The organism is Dorea sp. MB18-49, from assembly GCF_023669465.1.
GTDB lineage: Bacteria > Bacillota > Clostridia > Lachnospirales > Lachnospiraceae > Dorea_A > Dorea_A longicatena.
Genome location: NZ_JAMOYX010000068.1, coordinates 1 through 12,144 on the forward strand (window position 1 = coordinate 1; position 12,144 = coordinate 12,144).

Annotated in this window: 13 protein-coding genes and 8 tRNA genes; 5 read left to right on the top strand and 16 right to left on the bottom strand. The window is 42.1% G+C overall.

The window, feature by feature from the left end:
- Nucleotides 1-175: 175 nt before the first annotated feature.
- Together NCY30_RS13955 and NCY30_RS13960 are read right to left on the bottom strand one after the other, a co-directional pair.
- Nucleotides 176-766 carry a zf-HC2 domain-containing protein gene (locus NCY30_RS13955; protein WP_055180677.1) on the bottom strand — a complete coding sequence of 197 codons (591 nt, stop codon included), beginning with the start codon at nt 764-766 and terminating at the stop codon, nt 176-178.
- Nucleotides 753-1,121, bottom strand: a complete 369-nt coding sequence (locus NCY30_RS13960) for an RNA polymerase sigma factor (RefSeq protein ID WP_242654776.1) — start codon at nt 1,119-1,121, stop codon at nt 753-755. The genes NCY30_RS13955 and NCY30_RS13960 overlap by 14 nt, the downstream gene beginning before the upstream one ends.
- 318 nt (nt 1,122-1,439) lie before the next feature.
- Here NCY30_RS13960 and NCY30_RS13965 point away from each other — a divergent pair, with 318 nt between their 5' ends.
- Both NCY30_RS13965 and NCY30_RS13970 read left to right on the top strand, forming a co-directional pair.
- Nucleotides 1,440-1,880 carry a MarR family winged helix-turn-helix transcriptional regulator gene (locus NCY30_RS13965; protein ID WP_006428202.1) on the top strand — a complete coding sequence of 147 codons (441 nt, stop codon included), beginning with the start codon at nt 1,440-1,442 and terminating at the stop codon, nt 1,878-1,880.
- A gap of 13 nt (nt 1,881-1,893) precedes the next feature.
- Nucleotides 1,894-2,958, top strand: a complete 1,065-nt coding sequence (locus tag NCY30_RS13970) for an FUSC family protein (protein WP_006428201.1) — start codon at nt 1,894-1,896, stop codon at nt 2,956-2,958.
- A gap of 19 nt (nt 2,959-2,977) precedes the next feature.
- Here NCY30_RS13970 and sdaAA read toward each other — a convergent pair whose 3' ends face one another.
- Together sdaAA and sdaAB are read right to left on the bottom strand one after the other, a co-directional pair.
- Nucleotides 2,978-3,847 carry an L-serine ammonia-lyase, iron-sulfur-dependent, subunit alpha gene (sdaAA, locus tag NCY30_RS13975; protein ID WP_022415912.1) on the bottom strand — a complete coding sequence of 290 codons (870 nt, stop codon included), beginning with the start codon at nt 3,845-3,847 and terminating at the stop codon, nt 2,978-2,980.
- 20 nt (nt 3,848-3,867) lie between these two features.
- The gene (sdaAB, locus tag NCY30_RS13980; protein WP_055180679.1) at nt 3,868-4,539 is read right to left on the bottom strand and encodes an L-serine ammonia-lyase, iron-sulfur-dependent subunit beta; all 672 of its coding nucleotides are present in this window, start codon (nt 4,537-4,539) and stop codon (nt 3,868-3,870) included.
- 220 nt (nt 4,540-4,759) lie between these two features.
- Between sdaAB and NCY30_RS13985 the strand changes: the two genes are divergently transcribed.
- Together NCY30_RS13985 and NCY30_RS13990 are read left to right on the top strand one after the other, a co-directional pair.
- Nucleotides 4,760-5,878: a DUF4317 domain-containing protein gene (locus NCY30_RS13985; protein WP_006428198.1), complete on the top strand. Its 1,119-nt coding sequence runs from the start codon at nt 4,760-4,762 to the stop codon at nt 5,876-5,878.
- A gap of 103 nt (nt 5,879-5,981) precedes the next feature.
- Nucleotides 5,982-6,064 (top strand) — tRNA-Leu (locus tag NCY30_RS13990).
- 120 nt (nt 6,065-6,184) lie between these two features.
- Here the strand turns inward: NCY30_RS13990 and NCY30_RS13995 are convergent.
- Entirely contained in the window at nt 6,185-7,123 is a 939-nt protein-coding gene (locus tag NCY30_RS13995) for a putative ABC transporter permease (RefSeq protein WP_055193521.1), read from the bottom strand.
- Nucleotides 7,124-7,381: 258 nt separating this feature from the next.
- On the opposite strand from NCY30_RS13995, the gene NCY30_RS14000 reads away from it, so the two are divergent.
- Nucleotides 7,382-8,323, top strand: a complete 942-nt coding sequence (locus tag NCY30_RS14000; protein ID WP_055180683.1) for a hypothetical protein — start codon at nt 7,382-7,384, stop codon at nt 8,321-8,323.
- A 197-nt stretch (nt 8,324-8,520) separates the two neighbouring features.
- Here NCY30_RS14000 and NCY30_RS14005 read toward each other — a convergent pair.
- The 11 genes from NCY30_RS14005 to NCY30_RS14055 all read right to left on the bottom strand — a co-directional run bounded on the left by NCY30_RS14005 (nt 8,521) and on the right by NCY30_RS14055 (nt 12,027).
- Nucleotides 8,521-8,601: transfer RNA gene (locus tag NCY30_RS14005), tRNA-Leu, on the bottom strand.
- 48 nt (nt 8,602-8,649) lie between these two features.
- Nucleotides 8,650-8,722 (bottom strand) — tRNA-Lys (locus NCY30_RS14010).
- Nucleotides 8,723-8,730: 8 nt separating this feature from the next.
- Nucleotides 8,731-8,802: transfer RNA gene (locus tag NCY30_RS14015), tRNA-Gln, on the bottom strand.
- Nucleotides 8,803-8,817: 15 nt separating this feature from the next.
- Nucleotides 8,818-8,891, bottom strand: a tRNA-His gene (locus NCY30_RS14020).
- 65 nt (nt 8,892-8,956) lie between these two features.
- Nucleotides 8,957-9,030: transfer RNA gene (locus NCY30_RS14025), tRNA-Arg, on the bottom strand.
- 39 nt (nt 9,031-9,069) lie between these two features.
- Nucleotides 9,070-9,140, bottom strand: a tRNA-Gly gene (locus tag NCY30_RS14030).
- Nucleotides 9,141-9,148: 8 nt separating this feature from the next.
- Nucleotides 9,149-9,223, bottom strand: a tRNA-Pro gene (locus NCY30_RS14035).
- Between the two features lie 164 nt (nt 9,224-9,387).
- Complete coding sequence (locus tag NCY30_RS14040; protein WP_022415136.1) at nt 9,388-9,870, bottom strand: metallophosphoesterase; 483 nt, start codon at nt 9,868-9,870, stop codon at nt 9,388-9,390.
- A 22-nt stretch (nt 9,871-9,892) separates the two neighbouring features.
- Complete coding sequence (gene rdgB / locus NCY30_RS14045) at nt 9,893-10,504, bottom strand: RdgB/HAM1 family non-canonical purine NTP pyrophosphatase (protein WP_006428193.1); 612 nt, start codon at nt 10,502-10,504, stop codon at nt 9,893-9,895.
- Between the two features lies 1 nt (nt 10,505).
- The gene (locus NCY30_RS14050; RefSeq protein ID WP_250818826.1) at nt 10,506-11,678 is read right to left on the bottom strand and encodes a THUMP domain-containing class I SAM-dependent RNA methyltransferase; all 1,173 of its coding nucleotides are present in this window, start codon (nt 11,676-11,678) and stop codon (nt 10,506-10,508) included.
- A gap of 142 nt (nt 11,679-11,820) precedes the next feature.
- Nucleotides 11,821-12,027 (bottom strand): hypothetical protein, encoded by a 207-nt coding sequence (locus NCY30_RS14055; RefSeq protein ID WP_022415135.1) that lies wholly within the window; start codon nt 12,025-12,027, stop codon nt 11,821-11,823.
- Nucleotides 12,028-12,144: the final 117 nt, after the last annotated feature.

Consider the following 12,144-nt stretch of genomic DNA (forward strand, 5'->3'; position numbering starts at 1 on the left):
AAAAGTTGACCGTTTGCTCACAAAAAATCCACTGTCTGAGACGAATGTCGAGTTTGGATTTTTTGTGAGCTCGTTTTTAGGTCAACTTTTTTGCTTTAGAATTTCCCCATGTTGGAGTCAGCACAGGATAGGACCTTGTAAGTTTATTCCGATCGGTGACAGCCGCCATAATGCATTAAATAGAAAACATTCCTCCAAACTGTGAAAATCCCAATATACAAGCCGCACATACCAGCATAAATACAACGATTACTTTTACCCCTATAGATATCTTCGCATAACTTTCACAGATTGGAATCTGTTTATACTCCCATTCCGTCTGCATTTTTCTTCTCTTCCATTTCTGAACCAGTGTGATGCAGTCACATACGAAAAACGCGATAATAAATCCAAAACTGAATACCATAGCTGCTATATAATATCCTGCATCGGCACCTTCGATATCTATCTGCCGTTTGCACAATACTACAGCCGTTACGATCAATAAGAAATTTAGTAATGTATCCACAATAATCATCTTATCTACGATACTTTTCTTGCCGATTTCCTTCATACGCTCCGCTCCTTCCTGTAACAACCGCTTTTCATCCAGATCTTCTTCTTTTTTCTGTTTCACCGCTTCCAATTCCGTCTCTAATTCTTTCATATATTTCCTGCATTCACTACATTCTGCTAAATGCTCTTCCACCAGTTTTCTGCTATCTTCGCTGCATACCTTATCCAGATATAACGGTATCAGATCTCTGATAATCTCACATTTCATCATTGCCTGCGCCTCCCATCTTTTCTACAATCATTTTCTTGGCTCTGTAATAGGTCACTCTCGCCCAGCTTTCACTTTTTGAAAATAACTGTCCGATATCTCTGTATGATACCTCTCCCATCACCCGCAGCATGAATACTTCTTTGTACGGTTCCTGTAAGTCATGTAGAATCTTTCGGATGATCTGTCCATTTTCCTGATTGATTATGCCATTTAATAAATCCTCCCCTTGATCCGCATGATTTTCATCTAATTTATTTGCATATCTTTTCTGCTTTTTTGTCCACGCATAATATTCATGCTTCGCAATCTGACATAACCACACCGATAATTTACATTCACCTCTGAAATTTTCCAATTTTTCAAATGCAATGGCAAATGTCTGCTAGGTAAGTTCTTCTGCTATTTCCCTGTCTCCGGATAATCTCAGCAGAAAACAATATACCTCTTTTAAATATTTCTGATATACTTCCTCAAAAGATTCCATGAACTCACCTCTCTTCTCTCATTTATATCTTCTTTTACTATTAAGAGTCATTTTTCCTCAATTCGTTACAAACTTTTTTATTTTTATAAACCAAAGATACTTCCATAGATCCCCTTGACATTTTCTCCTATATCTATTATAGTACTTATCGCAATTGTTTACAAAGTAAACTATTATAAAGGAGCAACTATGAAAGACAAAAACTGGACCGATATCGTATCAAAACAAGGCGACCTCCGGCATTTCGCAAGTATGGCGATCCGGAAATCCGGAAAATCAGAGCACACTTCTGCTCAGGAGATTGATTTTCTGTTCCGGATCGCGCTTTCGGAAGAACCACTGACCCCAAGACAGATTACCAACGCTATGGGCATCAGTAAGACTATCGTAAGCCGCCTGACCGACCATCTGGAATCCAAAGGGTTTATCTGTAAAGAGGCCTCTGCGTCCGACCGCCGCAGTTACTGCATCCGCATTACCGGTGCCGGAAAAGATGAGATTGACCGTATGTACTATTACTATCTGGATCCACTCTATACATTACAGAAAAATATGAAGAAAGAGAAATTCGAGACTTTATTCCAACTAATCCGTGAAGCGAACGAGATTCTTTCTTCACAAAAAAAATAAAGGAGATTTTATTATGACATTTTACCAGGAACTACAACTAAGCTCGACCGGCTCTAAACAGCTGATTAAAAACACAACCGATAAAAAAGAAAAACGCCGTCACATACTCATTTACAACTTTAAAGTATATCTTGTAATGGTATTCTGTGTCGCCGTTGTATCTTTATATAGTAAATTCATCGGAAATGACAACAGTGTTGTCGGAGTTACCGTGCTTCTGGCCGTGCTGGTTCTCAGGCAGGCCGATTTCGGAATCCGTACCACACACGGACTTGCCTCTATCGCAGGTATCTACGCAATCCTTATGGCGGGTCCCCGTCTTGCCAACATGGTATCCCCGGTTCCGGCATTCTTTGTCAATGTGGTCTGTATCATGCTGCTGATGATCCTCGGATGCCACAATGTGATCATGTACAATCACTCTACTTTTGTCCTTGGCTATCTATTATTATTTGGATATGATGTAAGCGGACATGCCTACATTTTAAGACTGGAAGGACTCCTTGTCGGAATGATCCTCTGCATGATCATTTTCTATAAGAATCAGAAGAACCGTCCTTACCGGCGTAAATTTTCTCATCTGTTCCAGGAATTCAACATTCATTCCGCACGCAGCAGATGGTATATCAAGCTGACATTCATCGTATCATCAGCGATGCTCATCATGTCCCTGCTCGGACTTCCAAGAGCTATGTGGGCAGGTATCGCATGTATGTCCGTGTGTCTTCCGTTTACAAATGACTGTGTCGCACGTTCCGGAAAGCGTTGGATGTTCAACATCGTAGGAGGTCTGTTATTCATTGTTCTGTATACGGTTCTTCCGAAGTCTATGTATGCCTATATCGGAATCATTGGCGGAATTGGTGTCGGATATTCGGCAGGATATTCCTGGCAGACAGTGTTCAATACATTTGGAGCGCTTTCCATTGCGTCCGGTCTGTTTGGAATGCCATACGCAGTAGCACTCCGAATTGGTGCCAACCTGTTTGGTTCTGTTTATACGGTCCTGTGCAACAAATTATTCGATAAAGCACACGCTTATTTTCATAGCACCGATTTAAAAACAACGCTCTCTTAAAAAGGGGATGTAGCTTACGCTACATCCCTAATTTTTCTACTACTTCCTGTGCTGCAGCTGTTCCGGCAACACCACCGACACCGGTTTCTCTCAATGATACGTCCATCTTGTCCCCGACTTCTTTCATCGCATCTATCACCTGGTCAACAGGTACCTTACTTGTAATCCCTGCCAGTGCCATGTCCGCTGCCGCCAGCGCATTCACTGCACCGCCTACATTACGTTTCACACACGGTACCTCTACCAGACCTCCTACCGGATCACATACAAGTCCCATCAGGTTCTTCAATGCCATCGCACAGGCATGTCCGATCTGATCCGTATCTCCGCCTTTGATATAACAGATTGCCCCGGCTGCCATTCCCGAACCGGAACCAATCTCTGCCTGACATCCTCCCGATGCTCCCGCAAGATATGCCCGGTTGGCAATGATCTGACCAAGTCCGGCTGCCACATACATGGCTTCTATCATCTTTTCTTCCGGAACATTATATTCTTTATAATAAGTAACAAGTACTGCCGGAAGTACACCGCAGGCTCCTGCTGTGGGTGCCGCAACAATTCGTTTCATACAGGCATTATTACACCCCATCTTCAGTGCATTAGACATCACCTTTGAGACAAAATCCCCACACAACGGTTCTTCATTCTCACGGTAATTGTCCATAAGCCCGCCTTCTGTTCCGACCAGACCACTTCTTGATACCTTGTCTGGTTCATAAGCATCCAGCGCATCCAGCATGGACTGCCACATATACTTCATCTTTTCCCAGGAATCTTCTATCTTCACATCCCTCTCCTGTGCATCCTCTAACTGGATTGCTTTCCAGAATGGAATGTTCTCTTTTTCCCCTCTCAGTTTCGCCTCTTCCATTGACTGATATGACATATGTTCTTTTCCTCCATTATCTATACCGATCCATTCGGATCAAGAAATTTCACACGGATAATTCCCGGCTTGCTCTCCAGTTCATCGATCGCACTCTGCGGGATCACCTGGTCTGTCTCTACCACCATAACGGCCGTTCCGCCACGTTTGTCACGGAACACTTGCATGGTCGCCACATTGATCTCGGCTTTACTGAGCGCAGCAGCAACCTCCATGATTCGTCCCGGTTCGTCCACATTACGGATAATAAGCGTACAGCTCTCTCCGCTGAAATTCACATCAATCCCGTCTAATTTACAGACGCAGATACGTCCGCCTCCGATGGAATGTGCCTGGATTTTCATCTGTGGTACGCCCTCTGCTTCCATAATAATCTGGGCAGTATTCGGATGTGCACCCTTGATGTTCTTATTCTTCATTACAAAATCCATCCCCATGTCTTTTGCAACTTCGTAGCTGTCCGGTATCCGCATATCGTCCGGCATCATCCCCAATAATCCGGCGATCAGCGCCCGGTCCGTTCCATGCCCCTTTCCTGTTGCAGCAAAAGAACCATGTAAATAGACTTCTGCCCTCTCCGGCTGACGGCCGAACAACTGTCTTGCAACCATACCTATCCTGACTGCTCCCGCTGTGTGTGAGCTGGATGGACCTACCATCACCGGTCCTAAAATGTCGAATATATTCCCCATATTCTTATTTCCCTTTCTTTTTTACTATAACTATCCCTTTCCCCATATTTTCCAGTGTTGAATAGTTACGTATTTTGACATATTCTATCTATTATTATACGTTCCCGCCCCATCTTTTACAATGGTCTATGATTGTTTTTTCCCGGCTGATATGCTAACATTTTATGATACTGGGGTTAAAATATCCTCCCAGCATATGATTAATAAGGAAGTGACAAATATGAACAAAAAAGAAGTATTAGAGATCCGCAAACAGTTTTCTCCTGAAAATTGCGCCATCACACGTATCTGTGGATGCTATGTCGATCACGAAAAAGAGAAAAAAATGGAAATGAAAAAAGCCTTCTTATCTTTACCGGAAGAAGAGGCTTTCAAATATTTTGATATCTTCAAACATACACTTTCCGGAACGATCGGAAAGAACCTCATCAACATGGAATTCCCACTCGACCAGGAATTGAACGGCGGCACACAGGAATTTCTGATGAAACTAAAGAACAGCAAGCTTCAGGACGACCTTCTTCTCGAAGAATTCTATGATAAAGTTGTGGAAAGTTATGAATACGGCGAGAACTACTATATCATCCTGATCCATGCCGTATACGATGTTCCGGGCAAGACGAAAGATGGTCTGGAGATGGAAGATGCATCCGACACTGTATACGAACACATCCTCTGCAGTATCTGCCCGGTCAATCTTACAAAAGCCGGACTTACATACAATGCACAGACAAATAACATCGAAGACCGCATCCGCGACTGGTTCGTAGAGGCTCCGGTCAAAGGATTCTTATTCCCGGCCTTCCAGGATCGTGCAGCCGATGTACATAATGTTCTTTATTATACGAAGAAACCGGAAGAGTTACAGCCATATTTCGTAGAACATGTCCTTGGAAGCACAACACCACTGACTGCAGGCGACCAGAAGACAACCTTCCAGGCAATCGTAAGCGACACCCTCGGCGAAGACAGTAACTACGAAGTGGTCCGCAATATCCACGATAACTTAAACGAAATGATCGAACAGGCCAAGGAAGAACCGGAACCGCTGGAATTATCCAAGACCGATGTCAAGAAGCTCCTGACACGCAGCGGTGTTGCCGAAGAAAAGCTGGAATCATTCGATGATGAATTTGATGAAACAGTCGGTGTACATGGTACACTGCTTGCATCCAACATTGCCAGTGCTAAGACTTTCCAGATTGAGACACCGGACGTGGTAGTCAAAGTTAATCCCGAACGTGCCGATCTGGTAGAGACACGTGAGATTGACGGCCGCCGCTGTCTGGTGATTGCGATTGATGATCATCTTGAGGTAAATGGGATTGAGATTAATTAGAACGGCTAAAAATCGTATTTGAAGAAAAAATTAAAAAAATTTCAATTTTTTACAAAAAACGTTTGCATTTTCCGTCAGACTATGGTAAGATACTTTTTGTCAAGCGGAAATGGCGGAATGGCAGACGCGCTAGATTCAGGTTCTAGTGGGAGCAATCCTGTGAGGGTTCAAGTCCCTTTTTCCGCATGAAGAAAACCTTGAAGATTCATTCTTCAAGGTTTTTTGTTATTTAATTGATTAACGAAGTTGGCCTCTCGGTCCTTGAAGAACACAGTATATAGCCGGTTTGATGAACTAAATAGCCATTTATTTACTCCGCCGCACCCGCTCCCGCAGCTCCTCAAATATCTCCTTATGCTGCCTTACCTGCATCTTCGGGAACGCTTTCACAAGACGTTCGCCAACCTTTGTACGGTTCTCTGCCATCTCTTCGTATTTTGCTTTTAACTCTTCCATACGGGCCTTCATCTCTTCTACATTGATCTTCGGAGCCAGTTTCTCCATACGGGCTTTTGGTTCTTCCAGGCGTTCCTTTACTCCGTCTCTGAGACCATTCACGATTGCCTTCGGCTCCTCCAGACGTTCCTTCAGCTCTTCTCTTACATTACCAAGCTGCTCTTTCTTCTCTTCCTGGAATTCCATACCTTCCATTACATTTTCATAGATATTCTCTCCGACCTTGTTAGACAGATCTTTCAGCTCGGCTGCAATCTTCTCCATCGTTTCAAGTTTGCGGTTCATCTTCAGAATAGCGGAAGCTGTTACATACAGGTCTGCCAGAAGTCCGACAGCCAGACATGCCATAACTATAATTCCAAGAACAAATGGAATCATTGTCAACACCTTGTAGATCAGCGGATGGATCACTTTTACGATCAGAACGCAGAACACGCCCCATATCAATGAGAACAACACGCATACATATCCACCGATATTCAATGGCTGGTCTGAATAATCCCACCATTTATTATGAAAAATCTTCTCCAGCAGGAATCCGGTAATTCCTTCTATTGCCGTCACAAGTATGGTCGAACTGATATACAATAATACCAGATTATTCTCAACCGGTGTCAGAAACTGTACTACAACACCAACTCCGATTCCATATACCGGACAGATCGGTCCGTTTAAGAATCCTCGGTTCACGAATTTTCCCTGCTTCACAGCTGCATATGCAACTTCCGTACACCATCCCAGAAATCCATATACAAAAAATGATAATGCAAAATAATAAAACTCTGTCAAATATACTCTCTCCTTTTTATTATATGATAATAGGATCAAAAGACATTTTACCCCCGTATCATTATATTAATAAACTTCATTATACGTGATTCTTTCTTATTTCTCAATAAACATCTTTTCATATCTGTTAAGCTTTTATTGCATGTAATACAAATCTAAAGTTTTTCTTACAACTTCGTGAATATTCTGTGACCACTCTTGAGAGTTTTTTTCAAACATTATAGAATAAGAGATGGGTATAAATAGGAGGGACTAATAATGAGTTTAAGTAATAAGAAGAAAACACAATCTACTTCCGATATCTTCGACGACGATTTCGAAGTGATCTACGAAGGTGATCTTCCTGATATTTCTATTGATGATGACGATGACTACCGCGATGTACTATCAGGATTATCGGATATTGATCATACAGATTACATCAAAAAAAATGATTACGACAGACTAACAAAGAAATTAAAGAATAAAAATAAGAAGGCTGGTAAGAAAAACAAAAAACAAAGTAAAAAAGATAACTTCTTTGATACTGCCTACTATGATGACGACATCTTTGACGAGCTGGATGATGACCTTTACGATGATGAATATGAAGACGACTACGATAATGAGTATGAAGACGACTGCGACGATCCTCGTAACAACCGACAGAAAGAGAAAAAAAGCCGCAAAAATCGTGGTGTAAAAGTTCCAAATGTTGCAAAACCGGTTGCAAAAACCGCTAAAGCCGGAGGAAAGATCCTATTCAAATTCATCAATCTTCTGTTAAGAATGGGAACACTTCTGCTGATTGCCTGGATCATCTATCTTTTGGGACTGCATTTTCTGGCCAATGCCGGTTCGTTTGGCAATATTGTTTCCCGCTTAACATCAGCGGATCAGGAACTGATCGCATATCTCGCGGTTGGTGCGGTATTATTGCTCTATGAAGTGATCATCTTTTTCTGCGTTCTCGGAGGAAGCAAGAAACAGGGACGCAGAGGAAACAGTATTGATAATGGGCGTGGACTTACATCCTTTATTATCATTGCTGCCGGATCATATCTGTCCGCAATGTTTGCCGTACTCATCCCACAGGCTCCTGCCGCACTTCTGGGTATTCATAATGCTCTGACTGTATACGGCGGATTAAAAGACACACTGCTTCCGATCTGTATCGCCGGAGTTGTAAGCTGTATCATACGTAAATTTATAATCAAATAATATAGAAGCTATACACAAAAATCCTGAAGTTCTAATCAAGAAAAACTTCAGGATTTTTATTTTGCTATACAGTGAACTTGCCACCTACCGGATCTACCACCGGCAGTTCCTTACGGGCGCTTTGGCAACCGGCAACTTCTCTTGCATACTTTGGTATCAAAAAAGACACTGCCTGCAACTGGCAATGTCTCTGCAAATGCGGATAACAGGACTTGAACCTGCACGTCGTGGACACTAGATCCTAAGTCTAGCGCGTCTGCCAATTCCGCCATATCCGCGTGTAAGCAAAATGCAGATTCTTCATTTTGAAAAACCTGCATTCGTACTGAGCGTGCGGGGATTCGAACCCCGGACAACTTGATTAAAAGTCAAGTGCTCTACCACCTGAGCTACACGCCCATAATAAACTGGGCTAGTTGGATTCGAACCAACGAATGCAGGAGTCAAAGTCCTGTGCCTTACCGCTTGGCGATAGCCCAATAAAAAAGAAAAAGGGTGGGTAATGGGACTCGAACCCATGATATCCAGAACCACAATCTGGCGCGCTAACCAACTGCACCATACCCACCATATTACTTATCGAACTGTCTTTTGTCCAACTAAGTATCACCATATTAAATTTAGTGGTTTAAACGAGCCTGGGGGGATTCGAACCCTCGACCTACGGCTTAGAAGGCCGTTGCTCTATCCAGCTGAGCTACAGACTCATATCTCTTAACCACAACCCGAAACAATTGTTTCAGGAGAGCGGGTGATGGGAATCGAACCCACGTATCCAGCTTGGAAGGCTGGTGTTCTACCATTGAACTACACCCGCATAGCGTATCGGGGTGACAGGATTCGAACCTGCGACCTCCTGGTCCCAAACCAGGCGCTCTAGCCAAGCTGAGCCACACCCCGATGGTGTTTCTTTTGTGTCACATTTTGTATCAGCTCCGTGACACAAGACATATTATATATGACCTCATACTAATTGTCAACAACTTTTTTTGTTTTTTTTATATTTTTTTCAAAAGTGCGGATTTTCTTGAAAAATCAATGGTTTCCGCACTTTTTATTATATTCTAATTTAAATATTTCTGCGTAATTTCAAGTTTTCCGTTACTGTCAATCTGCATGATCATATAACTAGGCTTTCTCCCCGGCTGTCTTGGATAACAAAGGCTTCCCGGATTCAATGTAATAAGCCCTTCTTCCTTTTCATAAAACGGACGATGCGTATGGCCATACATCACAATATCCGCTCCTCGCCCTCTTGCCTCCTGTTTCAACCGCGTTTCTCCCATAGATACATAATACCCGTGTCCGTGCGTTGTAAATATATGATATCCCTCTACCATGAATTCTTCTTCTCCAGGCAGATCTGAAAAAAAGTCATTATTTCCACGCACCATATGTACCGGACAATCTGCAACAGCCGGAATATAATCCTCATCCCCCTCTACATCTCCAAGATGGATCAGCATATCTAAGGGCCGTTCTTTCTCTATTACACGGTCAAAATTCTTATGAGAGCCATGTGTGTCACTTATGATCAATATTTTCATATCTATATCTTCACCCTAACTTTTATTTATGCTCCAGAATCTTACGAATCTTTCTTAGTCCCTCGCCTCTGTGGCTCAGTTCATTTTTCTTTTCCGGTGAAAGTTCTGCGCTTGTACAGCCATACTCCGGAAGGAAGAATATCGGATCATACCCAAATCCGTTTTCTCCCGCGATCTCATGGCCAATAATTCCCTCCATAGTACCTCTTACCACTTCACAGGAACCATCCGGCATGGCCGCTGCAATCGCACATACGAATCTTGCCGTACGTTTTTCATCAGGGACTCCCTCAAGACGATCCAGCAATGTCTGATTCTTAATGTCATAGGAAGTATCTTCTCCCATATAACGTGCAGAATAAATCCCCGGTTCCTTGTTCAGATAATCAATTTCAAGTCCGGAGTCATCTGCCAGAACCACTGCATTCTTATATTCTGGCATCTGATTTGCAATCTTTGCAATCTCTGTAGCTTTGATCATGGCATTTTCTTCAAAAGTTGCCCCGTCTTCTACTACATCAGCCTTAATCCCCGCTTCTTTCTGTGACAGGATCTCTGCTCCCAGATCACTCAGGATTGCACGGATCTCTATCATTTTATGTTCATTTCCCGTCGCAAATATAATTTTTTCCATCTTATCTTTTCTCCTGTTTTTCTCCCGGACGCTTTGCCTTAGGTGGTTTTGGTCCCAGGAACTGGTAAAAATATGTCTTCAACATTCCATTGTAAATTTTCCGGTTACGATCTGCTTTTCGTCCGAAATAGCGTTCTGCATCCTCATAAGAAGTAATCATGTATGCTGACCACGAATCCAGATTTTTAAAACTCTCGCCAAATGTTTTATATAATGCCGGCAGGTCTTTCTTATCTTCCAGCCTCTCCCCATATGGCGGGTTCGTAATAATAAATCCATATTTCTTCGGGTGGCTCAAATCTTTTACATCTCTTTCCTGAAAATGTATCAGATGATCTACTCCTGCTTCTCTTGCATTGTGTCTTGCAATCTTAATTACAGAACCATCTGCATCATACCCTTGAATGTCAACTTCTATGTCATCATCGATCAGTTCATTTGCCTCATTCACCGTATCATACCAAAGCTTCTTTGGAATCAGATTCGTCCATTCTTCCGCTGTAAATGACCGGTTCATTCCGGGTGCGATATTTGCTGCGATCATCGCTGCTTCTATAGGAAATGTTCCACTTCCGCAAAACGGATCTACAAGAATCCTGTCTTTGTGCCATGGCGTCAGCATGATCAGTGCCGCTGCAAGTGTCTCTGTGATCGGAGCTTTTCCCGCAACTTCACGATACCCTCTCTTATGCAGTGATACTCCCGATGTATCGATACCGACCGTTACCACATCTTTTTTTAGAAAAACTCTTACCGGATAAGCCGCACCGTCTTCTTCAAACCACTCTACATGATATTTCTGTTGAAGTCTTCTTACCATTGCCTTTTTCATTACTGACTGGATATCCGATGGACTGAATAATTTACTTTTTACAGATGCTGCTTTCGCAATCCAGAATTTTCCATTTTCCGGTATATAATTTTCCCAGTCGAGTGCCTTTGTATTCTCAAATAATTCTTCATAACTGGTAGCCTTAAAGCTTCCTACTTTTAAGAGCACCCTTTCTGCAGTTCTCAGGAATATATTAGCACGGCAGATTGCTTCCGCATCTCCCCAAAATCCAACTCTTCCATCTTCTACTTCTGAGATATCATATCCCAAATCCAGTATCTCTCTTTTTAATACTGCTTCCAATCCAAAATGACAGGGAGCGATCAATTCCATTTTTTTCATCTATTTCTCCATATAATAAATATTAATTTCTACTTCTTTATCTTACTGACAAGTAATAGTTTTTGTCAATATGTTTTGCTATATCGTATGTAAACCCCAAAACAGGACGTGTGTTTGCACGTCCTGTCCGGAAAACTTTTTCCTAATACTGACTGTTTTCATTTCCGTAATTATAAGAATTCTTGTCTTTCGCATCTTTATCATATGCGTTTTTGTTCGATGCATTCTTATCGTATGCATTTTTTCCATATGAATTCTTATTTGATGTGTTTCTGGATGCATTTTTGTTTGATGTGTTCTTGTCTGATGCGTTATGACAGTTTTCTGATGAGTTGTAATTTTTAGCCATTTTGAATTCCTCCTAATCATTTTTGCTACGAGATTAGTATGTCCTGTCATTCACTGATTATACATCCGGCGATATATTAAGAATTTTTTAATATTTTTCTTGATTTTTACATTTTAC